Here is an 18720-nt window from a genome sequence, read left to right on the forward strand (position 1 = left end):
TAGCAACAATGTTGACTTTTCATTTGGATAAATAACGATCAAGTAGTCGATAAGGTAATTAATCGTTAGTGAGCCTATTAGGTATTTCTAAATAACTGAGCTCAATATTTAAATCGTACATTGTTCACTTTAATGAAACTCTGAATAACGATAAAAAAGCAGTCAGTTATCATGATTGTGTAATTTTCAACCTTTGTAAAATGAAAAAATCATTACTTTTAGATTTATTCATCACGATTATATTTACAAAAAGAAACAATTGATATGCCTAGCGTTGCAGCTAGTTTCGAAGTGTGATCTAAATTGTACAAAAGTGCTGTTTACAATTTAAATTCAATCACTTATGAGAAAGAAACGATTTCATGTATACAACGCACCTATTTTTAACACATAGTGTGCACTGGATAACATAAATTAGTGGGACTTTGAGGTTAACAATCTTGTCTTGAGCACGACATAGGTTTAATTATCTTTTCTTTTGTCTTATTAATTACGCTTTCGCAATGAATAATGCCTTAGGTAGCGCTAGAAGGAAAACCATTGACAACTTCAACACATTATTGATGTGGTAGTGAATATATTTTCATTATCTGTATTGGTTTATTTCTCCATTTCGTAACGTTTGCATTGGTGGAGGGGGTTTTTCCGATCATTTGCCCATGATTAAGCGTGTATAATGGCGCTTTTACTTATAGAGAAAAAACCTTGGCCAAGCGCACTCCCATCATCGAAACCACCTCTTATGGCATCTACTCTCACTGGGATGCGAATTCGAAAGACCTTCCGAAGATCACTCAGTTTACCAATACAGTGACGGCTGAAGAGGGGGTAGAATTTGGTTTTATCGTCAACATCAAAAAAGCAAAAGGAACCCTGCTCAATTACTGCATCTATCATCCTGGAATCATCAATAAGAAGGGCAAGGTACTGGCCCCTTTTGATGGCGAGATCTATGTACGCAGTAATGATTGGAATTTCTATCTAGGGGATACTATCCAGTTGTTGCATCCTGTTGATGGCTTAGAAAGCAATCTAGGTGAATGGCGTATGGTGCTTGAGATGCAAGGTAAGATTATTGCTGAAAAGACTTTTCGTGTCGTAGGGCGTGATGAGGCGCAATTTTGGAAGCAGCGCGGGTTCTAGTTTCCCTTTGGTGTATTTTCTTTCAGATACAAAAAAGCCTTACTATCGCAAAGCAACAGTAAGGCTCAAATTCAAACCGTTAGGTTTATCTTCTAATTACTTCTTTAGGTTAGTGAAGTAGTCGAAGATTACTGGTACGTCGTTGTTACCCATGCCTGCATCAACAGCAGCTTGTAGGCTAGTAGAAGTACCTTGAGCGATTAGAGACTCAGTACCTAGCTCTTCACATAGTGCAAGGAAGTAGCCAAGGTCTTTGTTTGCGTTAGCAACAGAGAAGCCTAGTTTTTCTTCGCCGTCTACAGCGTAGAACTTACAGAACTGCATGAACGGAGAGTTAGATGGACCAGCTGACATGATGTCAAATAGTTGCTGACCGTCAACGCCTGCTAGTTTAGCAACTGCGAACGCTTGAGACATAGTAGCAACAGTAGTCATACCCATGAAGTTGTTAACTAGCTTAGTAACGTGACCTGAACCTAGAGTGCCTAGGTGGAATACGTTTTCGCCTTGCTCGTCAAGAACTGGCTTAACTTTGTTGAAAGTATCGATGTCGCCAGCAGCCATGATGTTTAGAAGACCATCTTTAGCGTGAGCAGGAGTACGACCTAGCGGAGCGTCGATCATGCCAGCGCCTTTAGCAGCTAGGTCAGCACCAATCTTCTTAGTAGAAGCTGGGATAGAAGTACCGAAGTCGATTAGAGTTTTGCCTTCAGACATACCCGCTAGGATACCTGTTTCGCCGTAAACTACTTTCTCAACAACTTCTGAAGTTGTTAGGCAAAGCATTACGATGTCAGATTTTTCAGCAAGTTCTTTACCAGAAGTTGCTTGAGATGCGTTGCCACGAGCTAGAACTGCTGCAACTGCATCTGTGTTTAGATCCATTACGTTAACTTCGTAGCCACGGTTTTGTAGATTTTCAACCATGTTGCCGCCCATAAGGCCAAGGCCGATGAAACCAATTACTGGTTTAGTCATGTCTAACTCCTAAATATACTATTGTATGATTATATCGGGAGAGAGGATATACGCCCATCAAGATTTAATCAATCGTAGAATCACAAGAAATGTAGACCAAACTCAAATTTTTTGAACATCCACCAGAAACAAAGTAACAAAGTGTGTCTGGGACATGCAGGTTGCAACAAAAAATGAGTATCTGATCACATATGTCAGTGAGCCTATTTTTTCTATCGAACGACTTTTAAAGATTAGGTCATATTAAAACACCAGCTCACTGGTTGAGTACATTTGAAGGTAAGATCTTTTTCTCAATGAGCTGCTCTAACAAAAGACGGGTCTGTTTTCTAAAGTAGTCACGAAGCAAGCGCACTGTAGGGGTGATGGACTGACGGCTTGGGCACACCAGCCACAGCTCAGTGGGTGTCGGTTGATAATCGGTTAGCACATTGACTGTGCGCCCTGAGAGTAGGTCGTCCGCCATATCTAGGCAGGACTTAATTGCAAACCCATGCCCTGAGACACACCAGCGTCTAACAAGGTCGCCATCGTTAGAGGCTCGGTTGCCTTTTAGTTTGACCTTGAAAGAGTGTTCCTCTTTTTTAAAGCGCCATTCATTTTGCACAATATCACCCAGTTGATAGAACAAACCGTTGTGATTTTTCAGTTCATCGGGGTGGCTTGGAATCCCATGAGCCGCTATATAGCTTGGCGAGGCACATAACAGGCGAGGGACATTGCATATCTTAAAGCCATACATGCTGGCGTCCGTTGGAGAGCCGTAACGAAGCGCCATATCTACCGAGTCACGATAGAAGTCGATATTGCTATCACTGATATTGCTGCGTAGCGCTACCTCCGGGTGGTCATTGAGGAACTCGTCAATCCACGGGGTAATCACATTGCGACCAAGGTCTGATGACAGAGCAATTCTGATCTCGCCCCCGAGCACATCAAGGTCTTCTTGGACATTGGACTGCGCTGCATCAAGCAGCTGCAGCGCCTGTTCGCACTGAGGCAGATAGCGCTCTCCTGCGGGTGATAGCCGTAATTGGCGAGTGGTGCGAATAAATAACTCCACCCCTACGGCTTTTTCGACGCGCTTAATGGCAGCGCTTGCGGTGGCCATCTGCATATCTAGGCTATTGGCTGCAGCGGTGATGCTTCTAAACTCAGCCACCTTAAGCACGACCTTGAGGTCATTCAGTAACATGATATTCAATCCTAGTTTGATAATATATCAATCAATATAGTGTTTTTCATTGAGGTAGCAAGTCGTAACATAGCGGCAATTCGTCATTGAACAATACAGTGGTAGCTATGCAACAACTTCATTTTCAGCAAGGGCCGATTCGTCCGCCATCAGAGGCAGATAGCCTATTGATTCGTACAACCCAAGGATGCCCATGGAACAAGTGCAGTTTTTGCACCCTATTTGAAGGTATGGAGTTCTCTATTCGCCCTGTAGAAGAGATTAAGCGTGATATTTGGGCGGCAAAAGCATTCTATAAAGAGCGCAAATTCACCAGCTGCTTTCTACAAGATGGTGACTCGTTTGCTATGCAGACCGCCGATTTACTTGAGGTGCTGCATACCTTAAAAGAAGCCTTTCCAGAGCTAGAACAGATTAGCTCTTACGGCAGAGCGCAGACCATGACCAAGAAGACGCCACAGGAGATGAAGGCTATCTGCGACGCTGGTTTGAACATGCTGTATTGCGGAATGGAGTCGGGTTCGATAGAGGTACTTAAGAAGATGAAGAAGGGCATAACCCCTAAATCAATTCTTAAGTCTGCCGAGTATGCAAAGCAAGCGGGTATGAAAATGATGACGTTCATCATCATGGGACTCGGTGGCAAAGAGCTTTCCGAGAGTCATGTGACTGGAACGGCTGAGCTATTAAATCAAATTAACCCAGAAGAGATACGAGTGCTCACCCTTGCGGTCAAAGCGGGAACAGATCTCGACGACATGGTTCAGCAAGGTAGTTTTACTCCGCTCACTGAAAAAGAGATGGTGGAAGAGCAAAGAAAGCTCATCAGCCTATTAGACGGCATTGATAGTCAGTATGGGAACTTCCATTCTATTAATCTATTAATGGAATTGAACGGTCGACTACCTGGCGCAAAGCAGGCTTTGTTATCGATGACGGATCAGTTCTTAAGTATGAATCGTGATGAGCAAAACAATTTTATACTGGGTCGTCGCATTCACTATTACACCAAGTTGCAAGATATGGGTAACAAGCTCTACTTTGATACGGTTCAGCAGCAACTTAGCAAGATTGGCAGTACCAACTTAGACGCGATTGAAGATGTCTTCTACCACCTTCGCCAAAGAATGATTTAAAGAGAGTCGCAATGATTGATATACAGCAATGGCTGATGTTTTATACCTTCATCGGTTCAACGCAAGCGCCAAGCACCGCGCACTTCAGCGATTTGTCTATCGAGTCTCTATAAGCGGTATTTTGCCACGCTCACAAAACAGTCTAGAGCTAGGCTGTTTTGTGGATCACGACTCGCTTCCCCTCGCAATTCACTTCTGATGGTTCAGTCCATCAAGTAGGATTAATAGCACTTAATCTTTATCGCTTATCATTTCATCGTTCAAGCAACCAAGGTTCAAACATGGATTGCGGTTTGCCCCTTAATAACGATGAGAACGACACTATGAAAGGCATTATTTCTATCCAATCACACGTTGTGTATGGCAGCGCAGGTAACAGCTCTGCGGTATTTCCCCTGCAGCGATTAGGCTTCAATGTATGGCCGATTCATACAGTCCAATTCTCAAATCACACTCAGTATGCGCAAGGCTGGACAGGGGAGAAGTTTGACCCAAGCACTATTGGCGATCTGCGACAGGGGCTAAGTAATATCGATGCCCTTGAGAAGTGCCATGCGGTGTTGTCAGGGTATTTGGGAAGCTCTGGCCAAACTCACGAAGTATTGAAGCTGGTGAATGAGGTAAGAAGTGCCAATCCGTCGGCAATTTATGTGTGTGACCCTGTGATGGGCGATGTTGATAAAGGCTGTGTGGTAAGCGAAGAGGTCACCGGGGATCTGGTGAATCATTTAATGCCTGCTGCGGACGTCATAGTGCCAAACCAATTTGAACTAAGCTGCTTTACGCAGATGAAGATCACTTGTCTAGACGATGCCATTGCTGCGTGCCAAAAAGCGCTAACACTAGGACCAAAGATGGTATTGGTGAAACATCTGCATGGTATCTCAAACAGTAAGTTTACTATGATGCTGGCAACCAAACAGGGGTGCTACATGGTTCAGCGCCCATTGTTAAGCTTTGAGCGCCAGCCTGTTGGCGTGGGCGATCTTATCTCGGCGCTGTTTACCGGTGGTTTGCTTAAAGGCTTGTCGGCGGTGGACTCCTTTACTCACGCCAACAACGCTTGCTTTGGGGTGCTTAAAGAGACATCGGATAGCGGTGAATGGGAATTGCAGACAGTGGCAGCTCAGCAAAGCCTGATTGAGCCTAAAGAATGCTTCTCTGTGGTGCGCCTAACCTAAATACTTGCGGTATTCCCTGTTATATCAATGCAAATCACATTTATATAGCAGGGCTATATTGGTGAACCGCCAAATTTTTATTATCTAGCTATAACTTATAGTCTTTGATTAAAGGCAATTTAATAATCCTATCTACTATTCAAAATGGCTAATCCATTTCTTAAGCAGTGTACTCAATTGCTGTTGCTCATCATTACTTAATGGAGAGCAGAGTTCATTGACCAATAAGTAGTAGGCAAAAGAAAACCCCATCAGGTTTCCCTGATGGGGTTCTATTTCTACTCGCAGCAATCCGGCTACTAAAGGTGCTCCCTGCATCTTTCCTTGATAGTGGTTAATATCCTTTAACCCAGTTCCATGTCATCGCCATCCTAGCGGTGTCCATACTAGCCTGTCATCCTGACGGGCGAACTCTATCCTAGAGTATTACATCCTTGCTAATAACTAATCCTAAGTTATCAAATCTTCTTCCTGAAGATACCTATTCCGTTAGGGTTTGTTCCTTTTCCTGCCAACATCCTGTCGACATGATTAGTATCTCCGTTATCGATGCCTGTAACAATCAGGTGTGGCATATTTTTATTTGTTTACTGATGGTTGAAAAATAATAAGTCATTAAAAAACAAAGCGTTAGGGTGAGGTGAAAGTGATTGCATTGAAGTTTGTATCTGATCGCTGACTTATTTGTGAGAGATCTCTTACAAAAGCTTGGGGCGATCCTCTCTGTTGCCGCCATGATGCTGGCTGTTTCCAACAGCGATAGATTAGGGGAAGTCTTTGAAAGCATGTTTAATCGCTGGGGCAAGCCTTTGGGGCTAAAATGCTTTGATTTTCCCTTCCCATTTAAGAGTGTGAATTATCACATTACTTATCAGCGTTGGTTTATTAATGATCTGAACCACCAAAGGCTAAGAGAGCTTATTAAACAAGAAGTTAGTCTATAACCCTCTTAGTCAGATCAAGAGCATTGGCTGCGTTATTTGCTGCCGACCTTCACTGCATCTGAGATGATTTCCGTCAGCCATTTGTATTTAGGGGAACTCAAGTTCTTTTGGTGTATGAAGAGATAGATTTGCATGGTACCGATTTCTCTCATATCTAGAATCCTTACTAAGCGAACCTGTTTGCTAACGGCTTCAATTGTTGGCGGAAAGCATGGGCCAATAATGTCGCTATTGATAATGGTAGAGATTAGCCCTGCGACAGAGGTGGTTCTCATTGCCATATGAATGTTTTTACCTGCCTCTTTTAGTCTGTCTTCCAATCGTGAGTGCTTATTTGGGTCTAAATAAGCTAGATCTATGTGCCCAAAGGAGTACTCAAGCAATTCATCGATATAGGCTTCCGACTTTTTAAATGGGTGATCGCGACGCATGGCAATCATAAATTCTAATTGCGTTATGGGTATGGCCACAATCTCAGGTGGCAAGTTTTCAGCCTCAAAATGAATCGCTACATCAATAGAGCCATTGCATAAGCCAGTTAATGTATTAGGGGAAATGGTGTGCAGAATCAGTGTCGATTTAGGGCTTTGTTCATGAAAAGCCTTGAACAGACCAGTGCCCAGCCACACCTGAAGATGCGGATTAATATCCAAATTAAAGCTCTGTTCTAGAGTGCTAGGATCAAACTGTTTCGTTTCTTCTATCGCGAGAGAAATCCCTTCTAACAAGGGGAATACTTTTGCATAGAGCTCATCTGAATATGGTGTTGGCACGAACTGGCGATGAGATAAAACAAACAACTCTTCATCCAATGTTTCTCTTAATTTCTTGATGTTTTGGCTAACTGCAGGAGTGGTTACAAACAGCCTCTCGGCTGCTCTTTTTAGGCTTTTCTCTTGGTAAACGGTGACGAAAATCTTCAGTAGGTTGAAATCAATCTTGTTTAAATTCATAAGGTTATTCTAGAGCGTTGCAATACTTCATTGGTTAAGCATAGCTTAACTTATGGTTAACTACATATGAATATTTTTAATCAAAACTTCTCGTTATAGTAGCTGCAAATTAGCTTGAAGTGCAGGGATCGGACTTCTTAAACCGTATTGAGGTTAATATGAAAAAGAACCGTATCTCCCTAGCTTTATGTGCCCTAATTTCTTCTTCACTTTCTTTCGTTTCTGTTGCCGAAGAAACCGAATCAGACGTTCAAGACATGTCAGATCCATTAGCGGTCTATACGCAAGCTGGCTTTGGCTATACCGATAAAGGTCTCAATTTAAAAATCGGTCAAACCTATGACACAGGTAGTGACATCACTATGGGTATGAATGTCCTTGAGATCAAAGGCATTGCTGGCGGTGCCATTGGTTTTCGCGATAGCGATGATCCGCAGTTTGCCAACGTAGATGACTCAATTGACTCTATTCGTTTTCGAAACTTTACCGTGGATTTAACCAATGGTCGTGGTGCCCAGGTAGATATCTCTTGGGACTTTGACTCAAACCAAGGCTCAGCGTCATACAGCTTTATTCAGGCACTTCCTAAGATGGGCATGTTCAACTTCTACCCATTAGCCGGTCTAGGTGTTGCTGCGGGTGAAGAGCTTGTTCCTGAAACAGGTGGAGATTTAGATGCGGACCAACTACGTGATCGTTACAACATGCACGGTACATTCTATGTGGCGGGTATGTACAGTAAGATGCAGATTACAGACAAATTCTGGCTGAACTATAACCCTATGTATTTAGGCTCTATTTCTGGTTCAAGCACCTTTAAAGACTTTGGATTTGAGGGCGACGACTCTGTATTCGCACACGAGTTTGCAGCCAGCTATCAAATTACCCCACGCGCTAACGTTCGTTACTTTGCTAACTGGACTGAAAATACAGACTTCACCGATGGCGACCATCGCATCGAGTTCAACTACCAATTCTAATCTTGCTTATTTTTGTTCCTATTTCTTAGATGCCGACTTGCTAATGCAATTCGGCGTCAACGACACATAATTTTTTAGGTGGCCTATGAAAACTCTTAATAAATCTATCTTATCAGCGATGATGATCGCCGTGATGTCAGGTTGTACTGCCATTGGCAACAACTCTAACGAGCATACCGTCGTTACCCCATCAGGAGAATTCACATTCGACAATAGCTTTGAGCATGGCTTGCCAACCGAAGCAAGCTCCAAGGCTTTGTTTGATGAGATTGATTATCAACGTGCATCGCAAGCCTATATCTGGGCGGTGCCACTGGTATCAAACTATGCGTGGAAAGCGGCATACGCTGAAATGGGCGCAGAGGATGGGCAGATCACTTATGTTGAATCACATAAATCTAAATTGGGTGGCTTGACTTATAACACCTCAACACCCTACGCGATTACCTGGTTCAATGTTGAAAAAGAGCCTGTAGTAATTGAAGTACCAACGGATGAATTACGTGGTGCGGTACATACCATGTGGCAGATTGGTATTTCACAAATGACTAAGCCAGGCACCTATGTAATCAAGGCTGCAGGTAGCGAAACTCCGGAAAATCTACCGAAAGATGCGGTCGTGTTAGAGTCGGACACCAATTATGTATTCTTTGGTGTTCGCTTAATGGCGAAGACTGAACAGCAACGCATGCAAGATCTTGAAGCACTGCGTATTACTCGCCTTGATGGTTCAGTTCTAAGTGATAAACCCGTTAACTTTCCTGAAGTCGGTATCGATGCGAAACACCCTCGTGGCATGGCTTTCTGGGACGTATTGAACGAAGCAATACAAGCAGAACCTGTAGCAGAAAGAGACCGTATGATGCATGACATGTTACGTCCTCTAGGAATTGAGAAGGGAGAGGCGTTCTCACCAAATGCAAGACAGACTGGTATTTTAAACAGCGCAGTTGTCACAGGTGAAGCGATGGTTAAGAACATTGACTTCAACAAAACAGAGCGTCTCCCACAATCTGTCTATGGTCCAAAAGGCAATACGTGGGAGATTGCAACGGCATCGACACCCGATCAAAATCGTGGCTATGGCATGGATCTAGATGGTCGTGCAGCATGGTTCTATGAAGCCGTGACTAACGATATCGCAATGCACGGATTTGAAAATGGTGGGTGGGGCCAGATCTACCTTGATAACTACAGAGACAATGACGGTAATGGTTTAAATGGTAGCGAGCACTACACCTTAACACTTGATGGTGATGTGAACTTTGCGGATCTGTTTTGTCGGATAGACGGCACCTGTTACCAGGTGCCACCCTCCTCAGAACCGTACGTGCAACTTTCACTGCATACGGCTCAAGCCTCCACAAAGGCACCGTTAAGCACCCAGTAACAAAATTACCTTTGCGATACACACTCAAAGCTTTAAAACTGCCCCAATGACCACTTAACGAATAAGAAACCACGGTTCGTTGTCAGAAGACGCACTGATTTCATTCGAAATCATCATTTGCTTTTCTTCTTTAATAAAGTTCTTCAAGCTATCTCGCAACGGGAGACCAGTTAGAAGTCAGCTCGCTTTCGCGCCAGATATAAACCTGTATCTACTTCATTACAAAGTAGCATTCGCTTTTTCTAACCTCCTTTACCTGCACACCTATCGGCAACCTTCACAGGTTGCTTTCCCATAGGGAGATATACAGGCTTACCCTGTTCCGTATGTCGCGTAAAATGTCAACTTAGATGCCCACAATGGTGCGGAGAGTGCAATGACCACGAAAGAGTATTGTCCAATCTCTTTCCGACTCTCGTTGCCTTTTGGCTACAGCGTATTAACCACTTCCGCTGCTTCATCGTATAACGCGCCTTAAATGGATTCACATTACATTCATCATATTGACCCCCTAGCACTCACCCAACTTGTGGTTGTCAGGAGAAACGTCCTCTCACGATTCCGTTCCCGCTCAGTTTAACGACCAAGCTTCGTTACATTGTCAGAGCCGCTGCTTTATTCAGGCTCCTAGGGGCATCTGGTGGTACAGATGGTTCACTCTTCGTGGTGAACAACGCTTCATACGACTTCAGGTCGCACGGACAATTACGGTTTATAACGTAGAAAACCGAGCGATTATTGATAACTCAATCCAACGCGCTGATGTTGGTTCTAACATTCCAGGAACCGTCAAAGATGAAGAAGGCAATTATACGTTCCACTTCTCACCGACGAAACCTGATGGAGTTAACGCTGCAAACTGGGTAGAGACGCGTCCAGATGAAAACTGGTTTGTTTATTTCAGAGCATATTCACCAAGTAAAGCGTTTGTAGAGCAGCAACCTCATACCATTGTACCTAACTTCCAAAAGGTAAAATAAACCTTCGTTGTATGAGCTTCCAAAGTGAGATTGGAAGCTCTCAAACCTTTGATGTCCGCAATAAGATATAAGTTAAGTAAAACTTAACTATTCATTAAAATTATATAAATTCCTTTAATTCAATAGCTTGATTATATTGTGCACAGATTAGTTTGAAGCGCGGGGATTGAGCTTCTTAAACCGTTTTGGATAGACGGTAATGTTCTCTGCTGATGGTTAATAGCTTAACTCTGGGTTGCATGAGTAGAGCCGGACTTTTCTCGAGCTTTCAACAAGGCGCTGAAGGCTTTTAAAACAAAGTAAACGGATTTTTAGATACCTCAAGCCAGGATACGCACTCTTAGATTGCGTCCCTAGCAGAATATTTATTCCATTTTTAATGGGCGATGAGATCTATAAATGAAAAAAATTCTTACTTTTTCTCTGTGCATGGCTTCGGGCCTAGCATCAGCTGAAAGCTACCAGTCACATGATTACATCGATTTAGGTTTTATGAATAACGATTTTGGCTCCGGTTTCACCGTAGCGGGATCTTTCGATGTCAAACAAATTGAGCCTTTGGTTGTTATTGGCTCTTACTCCCAAACCAGTGATGACTATGACTTTTCTCGTGTCAGTGTTGGTGCGGGCTGGAAGTTACCTCTCAACGTACAGCATGATCTTTTTCAGCGTATTGACCTGTTCTTCCACGGTGAAATTGAAAATATTCAAGTGTCTGGAACAGGGAATTACTACTGTGTAACACCAGAATTCGGTGCCCCAATGTGCGTATCATCGTCATTAGATGAAAGCGACACTGGCCTTTATGGTGGTGCTTTAGCGAGATGGCAACTTACTGACAAATTAGAGTTGTTAGGTGATGTATCCATCAGAACAACGCGTGATTTCAATATTCCAGTGATGATTGGAGCGAATTATAGCTTCACTAAAAATTGGGTACTCAACGCAGAGTATGAGTTTGGCAACTACGACCATATTTCAATATCTGCACGCTACCAATTTAACTAATTTTTAGACAATTTCTGGAGTTCTGAATGAAAAATTTACTACATGTCGCCGTATTGAGCCTTTTCTTAATGGGTTGTGGAGACGATGACCTTTATAAGACAAGCATTCCAATCTTGGAAGAAGGTGTATTGGGGGTTCAAATCCTTGACACTGATGGTGTGGAAGTTGACGGCGCGCGTATCTCTATTTTTGATGACAACAACGTTTTTGTTACGAGTGCATTTACAGATAGCATCGGCGAGCGCTCTTTTGAGCTGCAAGAAGGTGTTTACACCATCAAGGTAGCAGCTCAAGGATATATCCCATCGCCAGTACAGGGTGGCATTGCAATTCCTGTGCAAATTAATGGCGGTGAAGCCACGGATCGCTCTATCCCGCTCACGTTTGACCCAAATGCAGCGAATACGACTTATATCCAAGGTAATGCCAATATTCGAGGTAACTTAGTGGTTATTTCTGATGATGCTAATGCGTATTCAACGTTTACGGATTCTAATGGTAATTACTATCTGTACAACATTCCAGCAGGATCAAACTACAAATTGACGTCTTACCATACGGGCTATGAGACGGATCTTCTTGATGTTTCGCTCAGTGTTGATACTCCTATTCTGGATAAGAACATTAATGCTCGTCAATCGTCAGCATTGCCTGAGTTAACGGGTTCTGTAACCTTCTTGGCAACAAAAAACGGTACCGTAGATATTACCGTTACTTTACCTGAAACAGGTGATGTGATCCCAGGGGCGGTGACGTACACAAGCGGTACTTACACAATGAATGATTTACCGAAGGGCCAGTTCAAAGTTTGGGCAACCTACAATAATGACGGTTATGTCATGGACCCAGATTGGATTGCTAAAAATGGCGGTGAGGATTCTGCATTAGGTCTTGTTGTTAATAGCTCTAATCTAACAAAAAACTTCTCTGTCACTGGCGCAGTTGAGCTTGTATCACCAACCAACTCGTTAGATGAAGTGACCCCAAAAGTAATTAGCACTACAACACCTACGTTTGAGTGGAAAGCTTACTCATCAGCACAAGATTATGCTGTTGAAGTCACTGATATCGATGGAAACCTTGTGTGGGGTGGCGTGGAATGGAGTGGGGATGAAGCTGCCCCAATCGCTACACCAAAGCACGGTTCGATAGGCTCGGTTACATCAATTAAGTATAACTTTGATAACAACCCAGAAACCCCAAGCCTTGAAGATGGTCAACTGTATAAATGGTCTGTAACGGCAATAAATACAGGTAATACAGCTATCTCTACCAGTGAAAACCAAGTTGGTATTATTAAAGTTGAGCTACCGCAGTAGCGTAGACTCTCGATAACTCCTGAGCCAGTAAATCCTTGCTGGCTCAATTCACAGGCTAAATCCTCAATTAAGCCTAGCTTAACCATTCATTAAATTTATATGAATTCCCTTAATTTAATTCACTGGTTATATTATACGCAACTTAGACAGAGGCGCAGGGATAGAGCTTCTTAAACCGTTTTGGATAGACGATAAAATTCCCTGCTGATGGTCAAGAGCTTAACTCTAAATAGGATGAGTAGAGTGTCGTTAAGTTGAAGACTAAAAGCATTATTTTGTGAACATTGCGCTACGACGCATGACAAATAAGGTTTTCTTAATGAACAACAAATTTTCTCTTTCGCTACTTACTGTACTTCTTTCTAGTGTTGCTGTTTCTGCCAATGCCTCTGTAAAGCTTGGTATGGGTGTTGACCAAGGTTTAGGTATGAACCTTAAGCTTGATGATACCTTCAACATCTTTGCGGGTAACAACGGTATGGCGTTTGATTATCATGTCCTACGCGGAAATTTGTCAGCGAGTACTCCACTTTCTTATTTTGTTGGCGTTGGTGGTTACTACGAGTGGGATGATGACTTTGGTATGCGCGTTCCTGTCGGTCTAGATTGGAGCTTTGCATCAAACTGGAACCTTTATGGTCATGTGAATCCAGAGGTGCAGTTTCATCGCAAAGCGAAGTTTAAAGTCGGTGCTGGCTTTGGTGTCAGTTACAAGTTCTAAACCAACACTTCTATAGCCGACATTCCCATGTCGGCTTTTTTGTTCAGATAACCCTAAAGCACTCACAGCGAGGTTAGTAATGCGCAATAAGATTTCCATTGGCTTAATGACATGCCTGCTTCCTCTTGAAAGTAAGGCCTCTCTTCGTGCTGAAAGTAATGCTAGCTATTTGAATGAAACACCTGTTGTTGAAGTTGAACAGAACTCTGTGATTACACAAAGACTGCAACAATTATTTCCTTTGAGAGAAAAAGCGGCAGGTAGAGCATCTGATTTTACGTTGTATGAATTTCGTCAATTTCGAGATGAAAGAAGCGGTTCAGCACTGTTTTTACCTCACTGTGAAATAGAACAAAAAGCAAAAACCAATTCAGTAACGACTTGGCACCAAATGCAAGCAGATGGTCGATTGATTAAAAAGGCCGACTGTTAGTTAGCTTCACGACGTTATTTTCTGGAGTGCTAAGATCCGCTTTTACTTAATATTGATAGCGTTGTGATAGGCTGATAGATAGGTCCAACATCCATTACTTGGCATTGATATTGGACCTAGAGTCACTATCTTCTATCAGGCTTAAGCTGGATGATGCTCAATCCAATGCTTGGCAATATCTTCTCTGGTAGCAATCCATACATTATCGTGTGACTGAACGTAATCTAGGAACCGCTTTAGTGCCATAAAGCGGCTTGGCTTACCTATGATTCGACAGTGCAGTCCAATAGACATCATCTTAGGTTTCGTTTCCCCCTCAGCGTACAAACAGTCGAAGTGGTCCTTCAAATACTGAAAGAACTCATCACCATGGCTGAATCCATACGGCGATGAGAAACGCATATCGTTGGTATCTAAGGTGTAAGGGATCACCAAGTGAGGTTGAGTTTGCTTAGCGCCCTCATAGGCTGGAACTTGCGCCCAAAAGGGTAGGTCATCGCCATAATAATCAGAGTCGTACAGCAGTCCGTCTTGCTGAGAGGCGAGCTCACGTGTGTTGGGGGAGTCTCGCCCTGTATACCAGCCGATAGGGCGCTTACCTGTAAGCTCTTGGATGATATCAAGGGCCTGCTGCATGTGCTGGCGCTCTTCTTGTTTTGGCATGTGCTGATAGTGAATCCATTTTAAGCCATGACAGGCAATCTCATGCCCATCTTGAATAATGGCTTTTGTAACCTCAGGGTTGCGCTTGAGCGCGGTTGCCACGCCAAAGACGGTAAGAGGAAGTTGGCGCTGCTTAAACTCATTTAATATCCGCCAAACGCCTGCTCTAGAGCCATATTCATACATGGACTCCATGCTCATATGTCGGTCGGCATAGGCTTCAGCGCCCGGAATTTCTGATAAAAAGGTCTCTGAGTGCTCATCGCCGTGCAGAATGCAGTTTTCCCCTCCCTCTTCATAATTGAGGACGAATTGAACGGCTATCTTTGCCTTGTTTGGCCAGTTGGCGTGAGGAACATTGTCTCTACCATATCCGATGTAATCGCGAGGGTTGAATTCATCCATAATTAAAACCTTGTGCTGTTGTAGCTAATGAAAAACGTACCAAAGGGAATTAGGAGGCAGTGTTACTGACTCCAATGCTTGAATTGCCCTTGAAATGCTTTAGGGAGAGGCTTTGCATACTGCCCCTTTTTTGATGTGGTGAGTTTTAACTGATGCAGCGACTCTGCAAGTTTTACCGCGGCAACCACGCCATCAATGACGGGGACTTCGAGTTGTCGTGATAACTCATCCGCCAAGTCTGACATTCCGGCGCAGCCAAGGACAATGGCTTCAGCACCATCTTCATTGATCGCTGTTAGGCATTCCTGTTTTAGCGCTTGATAGGTGTCGAGATTGATGGACTCGAGATCGAGAACCGCAATATCGGTGGCTCGCACCCCGCTGCATAAATGCTGGTAGCCATAGCGTTGTAACAGATGCTCACTTGCTGGCAAGGTTCTGGTCATGGTCGTCACCACGCCAAATCGATAGCTCACTAGGCTGGCAAGTTGAAAGGCGGCGCCGGCGATGCCGATGACAGGCTTTGTGGCAATTTCTCTCGCGGCATCAAGGGCAGGATCACCGAAGCAGGCAATAATATGAGCATCCACACCTTGCTCTTCGCCTTGCTGAATTAAGTCTAAAAGAGCCGCTGCTGCGATGGTTTCATCAAAAGCACTCTCAATACTCTCGGGGCCATTGATTGGCGAAGAAGCCATTATCACAGTATCCGCGAGGGCTACGTTGTGGGCGCTGATGGCTATTTTGTCTGTCATACCCTGACAGGTATTAGGGTTGATAAGGTTTATTTTCATTCATTAATCCATGTTGGCGAAAAGCTGTTGAAAGTTAATTGATTGGGACTGGCTAGACTCAAGATTGAGTGATGATTTGATCATTTCTAGGTGATGAGTCATCCAGTGGATAGCTTGTTCAGCCTGATTGTTATCCAGAAGATCCAGAAATTCAGAGTGATCGCCACAATCACAGCTCACGCTACTGCGTGAACCATAGGCGGCGATGATGAGAGAAGAGCGGTAGCATAACTGTTCAATAAAATTGGCTAGCACTGAATTGCCAGATTGCTTTGCCAGCTCAAAGTGGAAGCGGGCTGTCAGCTGTATAGAGGACGCGAGATCTTTTCGCTGCTCCGCTTTTTTCTCTTCGCTTACCATTGCTCTGAAACGACAAGAGCTTTGTTCGTCCCAGTTCGCAAGAATATCCTTAACAAGCAGTGGCTCAAGCATGATGCGGCTACGTAATACATCTTCAGCTTCTTGCTTGCTTGGGTTATTTACGTGTGCGCCCTTGTTTGGCTGGATGACCACAAAGCTTTCCAGTGCAAGGCGCTGTAGTACCTTGCGAATACCTGTACGGCTGATCCCAAAGGCTTCAGAGAGCTTGTCTTCTGGGAGGCGTACTCCTGGCTCAAGCTTATGCTCGACGATTGCTTTTAATATCTTCTGATAGACTTTTTCATCATTTGCCATTGTCTAGTGTTCCTTCTTTGTTCCCTTATATAGATGCAATATGTATACCATTTTAGTAAAAGTACCAATTAATAATTGTATACAATCTTCAGGCTCCTTGATGTAAAGGATAATAGAGGGTGAGTGTAGTTTCGCGAGAAAGAGAGGCTTATTGGTTGGCAAAGGCAATAGCCTAAATAAGCACCATAAAGACGCACAATGTTTGATTATGGTGCGATAAATCATTTAATTTAGGGGGTACTTCCAAAGATCCTTAGTGTTAATAAGGGATCTTAATGTTGGCACGCAAATTGTATTGAGAATTGTATACAACAATACATGGAGATGTGTCTATGAAAACGGAATTACCTGTTAGTCCAAGATTAAGCAATAAGGATCTTGCCCCAGAAGAAAAGAAAGAATGGGGCTGGTACAGTATCTTTGCTTTTTGGATGTCAGACGTGCACAGCGTTGGTGGTTATGTGTTTGCGGCGAGTTTATTTGCCCTAGGCTTAAATGGTATTCAGGTCTTTATCAGCTTACTTGCTGGTATATCGATTGTTTTATTATTTGCTAACTTAATGGGTAAACCAGGTCAAAAGGCGGGTGTCCCTTTTCCTGTGGTAGCTAGGATGTCGTTTGGCGTATTTGGTGCCAACATTCCGGCGGTGATTCGCGGATTAATCGCAGTTGTTTGGTATGGCATTCAGACTTATTTAGCTTCCAGCTCATTTATCATCTTATTACTCTACTTTTTCCCACAAACGGAAACCTTGGCTAACGGTCACTTCTTAGGGCTTTCTTATCTTGGCTGGGTTGGCTTTAGCGCTATGTGGGTTTTGCAGGCAATTGTCTTTATGTTTGGAATGAAGATGATTCGTAAGGTGATTGACTGGTCGGGTCCAGCCATCTATTTGGCGATGTTTGCTCTGTGTGGCTATATGATTAATTTGGCTGGATGGGAGAACATTAGCTTTAATCTGGGCAAAGAGTCATTGGTTGGAACAGAAGCTATTTTGCAGATGATTGTCGCAACAGCGCTTGTTGCGGGGTATTTTGCAGGTCCAACACTGAACTTCAGTGACTTCTCTCGCTACTGCGGTTCTTATAAGCAACTTAAAATAGGCAACCTTTTAGGCTTGCCAGTGAACTTCATCTTATTTTCGTTGTTCAGTGTGATTATCGTATCGGCGTCTATTCCAGTGTTTGGTGAAATGATTGTTGATCCTGTTGAAACCGTGAAGCGATTAGACTCGGGAATGATTACGGTATTGGGTGCCTTGACCTTCATTTTTGCGACGGTAGGTATCAATATTGTGGCGAACTTTGTTGCTCCAGCCTTTGATTTCTCAAATGTATCGCCACAAAAAATCAGCTTTAAAACAGGTGGGTTTATTGCCGCATTTGGCTCGGTATTGCTAACACCATGGAACCTATTTAATAACCCTGAAGTGATTCACTATACCGTAGATGTTCTAGCAGCGATGATTGGTCCACTTTATGGCATCATCATCGTGGATTACTTCTTTATTAAGAAAGAGAAAATTGATGTACCTTCACTGTACACCGAGTCTCCGCAAGGGCTGTACTGGTACAAGGATGGCATTAACATGAATAGTGTATACGCTCTCGCTATAGCGAGTATGGCGGCAATTCTTTCGACCTTCTTTATCACTGAACTTGCAAACTACGCGCTGTTTATTGGTGGCTTTGTATCGGCCTTTGTCTATAAATTCTTAATGCAGAAGCGTTTGTCTTGGGCAGGTCAGTCGACGTTCGCCAAACAATCTTAAATTCACGCATAAAGTAAAAGGGCTATCCATTCTATGGATAGCCCTTTTTG

17 protein-coding genes and 2 pseudogenes are annotated in these 18720 nt (G+C 43.4%); 12 read left to right on the forward strand and 7 right to left on the reverse strand.

Annotated elements, in window-relative coordinates; all coding sequences use genetic code 11:
- The first annotated feature begins 705 nt into the window (after positions 1–705).
- A complete protein-coding gene (locus A6E01_RS03880; protein WP_017243745.1) occupies positions 706–1143 on the forward strand; it encodes a DUF3859 domain-containing protein in 438 nt (145 codons plus the stop codon).
- Positions 1144–1239: 96 nt separating this feature from the next.
- On the opposite strand, the gene A6E01_RS03885 is transcribed toward A6E01_RS03880, so the two are convergent.
- Together A6E01_RS03885 and A6E01_RS03890 are read right to left on the reverse strand one after the other, a co-directional pair.
- Positions 1240–2121 carry an NAD(P)-dependent oxidoreductase gene (locus tag A6E01_RS03885; RefSeq protein WP_065209604.1) on the reverse strand — a complete coding sequence of 294 codons (882 nt, stop codon included), beginning with the start codon at positions 2119–2121 and terminating at the stop codon, positions 1240–1242.
- Between the two features lie 256 nt (positions 2122–2377).
- Complete coding sequence (locus A6E01_RS03890) at positions 2378–3316, reverse strand: LysR family transcriptional regulator (RefSeq protein ID WP_017027994.1); 939 nt, start codon at positions 3314–3316, stop codon at positions 2378–2380.
- A 107-nt stretch (positions 3317–3423) separates the two neighbouring features.
- On the opposite strand from A6E01_RS03890, the gene A6E01_RS03895 reads away from it, so the two are divergent.
- The gene (locus tag A6E01_RS03895; protein WP_065210344.1) at positions 3424–4452 is read left to right on the forward strand and encodes a B12-binding domain-containing radical SAM protein; all 1029 of its coding nucleotides are present in this window, start codon (positions 3424–3426) and stop codon (positions 4450–4452) included.
- Positions 4453–4775: 323 nt separating this feature from the next.
- Entirely contained in the window at positions 4776–5633 is an 858-nt protein-coding gene (gene pdxY, locus A6E01_RS03900; protein WP_026012887.1) for a pyridoxal kinase PdxY, read from the forward strand.
- Between the two features lie 135 nt (positions 5634–5768).
- Here the strand turns inward: pdxY and A6E01_RS03905 are convergent, their stop codons facing one another.
- Complete coding sequence (locus tag A6E01_RS03905; RefSeq protein WP_065209605.1) at positions 5769–5951, reverse strand: hypothetical protein; 183 nt, start codon at positions 5949–5951, stop codon at positions 5769–5771.
- 344 nt (positions 5952–6295) lie between these two features.
- Between A6E01_RS03905 and A6E01_RS03910 the strand changes: the two genes are divergently transcribed.
- The gene (locus tag A6E01_RS03910) at positions 6296–6577 is read left to right on the forward strand and encodes a type 2 periplasmic-binding domain-containing protein (RefSeq protein WP_065209606.1); all 282 of its coding nucleotides are present in this window, start codon (positions 6296–6298) and stop codon (positions 6575–6577) included.
- Positions 6578–6609: 32 nt separating this feature from the next.
- On the opposite strand, the gene A6E01_RS03915 is transcribed toward A6E01_RS03910, so the two are convergent.
- On the reverse strand, positions 6610–7530 hold the full coding sequence (locus A6E01_RS03915; RefSeq protein WP_065209607.1) for a LysR family transcriptional regulator: 921 nt from the start codon (positions 7528–7530) through the stop codon (positions 6610–6612).
- A 158-nt stretch (positions 7531–7688) separates the two neighbouring features.
- Here A6E01_RS03915 and A6E01_RS03920 point away from each other — a divergent pair, with 158 nt between their 5' ends.
- The 7 genes and pseudogenes from A6E01_RS03920 to A6E01_RS03950 all read left to right on the forward strand — a co-directional run bounded on the left by A6E01_RS03920 (position 7689) and on the right by A6E01_RS03950 (position 14361).
- On the forward strand, positions 7689–8510 hold the full coding sequence (locus A6E01_RS03920; protein ID WP_065209608.1) for a hypothetical protein: 822 nt from the start codon (positions 7689–7691) through the stop codon (positions 8508–8510).
- An 85-nt stretch (positions 8511–8595) separates the two neighbouring features.
- Positions 8596–9819: pseudogene (locus A6E01_RS03925) on the forward strand (DUF1254 domain-containing protein); the annotation flags it as partial.
- A gap of 776 nt (positions 9820–10595) precedes the next feature.
- Positions 10596–10880, forward strand: a pseudogene (locus tag A6E01_RS21215) (DUF1214 domain-containing protein); the annotation flags it as partial.
- A 399-nt stretch (positions 10881–11279) separates the two neighbouring features.
- Positions 11280–11888 carry a hypothetical protein gene (locus tag A6E01_RS03935; protein ID WP_102543106.1) on the forward strand — a complete coding sequence of 203 codons (609 nt, stop codon included), beginning with the start codon at positions 11280–11282 and terminating at the stop codon, positions 11886–11888.
- Positions 11889–11914: 26 nt separating this feature from the next.
- Complete coding sequence (locus tag A6E01_RS03940) at positions 11915–13207, forward strand: collagen binding domain-containing protein (RefSeq protein WP_017028004.1); 1293 nt, start codon at positions 11915–11917, stop codon at positions 13205–13207.
- A 319-nt stretch (positions 13208–13526) separates the two neighbouring features.
- On the forward strand, positions 13527–13928 hold the full coding sequence (locus tag A6E01_RS03945; protein ID WP_017028005.1) for a hypothetical protein: 402 nt from the start codon (positions 13527–13529) through the stop codon (positions 13926–13928).
- A 79-nt stretch (positions 13929–14007) separates the two neighbouring features.
- Positions 14008–14361, forward strand: coding sequence for a hypothetical protein (locus A6E01_RS03950; protein WP_017028006.1), 354 nt, complete (start codon positions 14008–14010; stop codon positions 14359–14361).
- Positions 14362–14502: 141 nt separating this feature from the next.
- Here A6E01_RS03950 and puuE read toward each other — a convergent pair whose 3' ends face one another.
- From puuE to A6E01_RS03965, 3 genes are all read right to left on the reverse strand, one after another.
- Positions 14503–15429: an allantoinase PuuE gene (puuE, locus tag A6E01_RS03955; protein ID WP_065209611.1), complete on the reverse strand. Its 927-nt coding sequence runs from the start codon at positions 15427–15429 to the stop codon at positions 14503–14505.
- A 62-nt stretch (positions 15430–15491) separates the two neighbouring features.
- Complete coding sequence (locus A6E01_RS03960) at positions 15492–16223, reverse strand: aspartate/glutamate racemase family protein (protein ID WP_017028008.1); 732 nt, start codon at positions 16221–16223, stop codon at positions 15492–15494.
- Positions 16224–16226: 3 nt separating this feature from the next.
- Positions 16227–16898 (reverse strand): GntR family transcriptional regulator, encoded by a 672-nt coding sequence (locus A6E01_RS03965; protein ID WP_017028009.1) that lies wholly within the window; start codon positions 16896–16898, stop codon positions 16227–16229.
- A gap of 332 nt (positions 16899–17230) precedes the next feature.
- Here A6E01_RS03965 and A6E01_RS03970 point away from each other — a divergent pair, with 332 nt between their 5' ends.
- Positions 17231–18670 carry an NCS1 family nucleobase:cation symporter-1 gene (locus A6E01_RS03970; RefSeq protein ID WP_017028010.1) on the forward strand — a complete coding sequence of 480 codons (1440 nt, stop codon included), beginning with the start codon at positions 17231–17233 and terminating at the stop codon, positions 18668–18670.
- Positions 18671–18720 lie beyond the last annotated feature (50 nt).

The organism is Vibrio breoganii, from assembly GCF_001677275.1.
GTDB classification, from domain to species: Bacteria; Pseudomonadota; Gammaproteobacteria; order Enterobacterales; family Vibrionaceae; genus Vibrio; species Vibrio breoganii.

Bases quoted from the DNA above. Each gene is read 5' to 3' on its own strand.
- A6E01_RS03935 (WP_102543106.1), top strand. From the start codon at position 11,280: ATGAAAAAAATTCTTACTTTTTCTCTGTGCATGGCTTCGGGCCTAGCA.
- A6E01_RS03950 (WP_017028006.1), top strand. From the start codon at position 14,008: ATGCGCAATAAGATTTCCATTGGCTTAATGACATGCCTGCTTCCTCTT.
- A6E01_RS03895 (WP_065210344.1), top strand. From the start codon at position 3,424: ATGCAACAACTTCATTTTCAGCAAGGGCCGATTCGTCCGCCATCAGAG.
- A6E01_RS03885 (WP_065209604.1), bottom strand. From the start codon at position 2,121: ATGACTAAACCAGTAATTGGTTTCATCGGCCTTGGCCTTATGGGCGGC.
- A6E01_RS03890 (WP_017027994.1), bottom strand. From the start codon at position 3,316: ATGTTACTGAATGACCTCAAGGTCGTGCTTAAGGTGGCTGAGTTTAGA.
- A6E01_RS03960 (WP_017028008.1), bottom strand. From the start codon at position 16,223: ATGAAAATAAACCTTATCAACCCTAATACCTGTCAGGGTATGACAGAC.
- pdxY (WP_026012887.1), top strand. From the start codon at position 4,776: ATGAAAGGCATTATTTCTATCCAATCACACGTTGTGTATGGCAGCGCA.
- A6E01_RS03940 (WP_017028004.1), top strand. From the start codon at position 11,915: ATGAAAAATTTACTACATGTCGCCGTATTGAGCCTTTTCTTAATGGGT.
- A6E01_RS03970 (WP_017028010.1), top strand. From the start codon at position 17,231: ATGAAAACGGAATTACCTGTTAGTCCAAGATTAAGCAATAAGGATCTT.
- A6E01_RS03920 (WP_065209608.1), top strand. From the start codon at position 7,689: ATGAAAAAGAACCGTATCTCCCTAGCTTTATGTGCCCTAATTTCTTCT.
- A6E01_RS03905 (WP_065209605.1), bottom strand. From the start codon at position 5,951: ATGCAGGGAGCACCTTTAGTAGCCGGATTGCTGCGAGTAGAAATAGAA.
- A6E01_RS03965 (WP_017028009.1), bottom strand. From the start codon at position 16,898: ATGGCAAATGATGAAAAAGTCTATCAGAAGATATTAAAAGCAATCGTC.
- A6E01_RS03915 (WP_065209607.1), bottom strand. From the start codon at position 7,530: ATGAATTTAAACAAGATTGATTTCAACCTACTGAAGATTTTCGTCACC.
- A6E01_RS03945 (WP_017028005.1), top strand. From the start codon at position 13,527: ATGAACAACAAATTTTCTCTTTCGCTACTTACTGTACTTCTTTCTAGT.
- puuE (WP_065209611.1), bottom strand. From the start codon at position 15,429: ATGGATGAATTCAACCCTCGCGATTACATCGGATATGGTAGAGACAAT.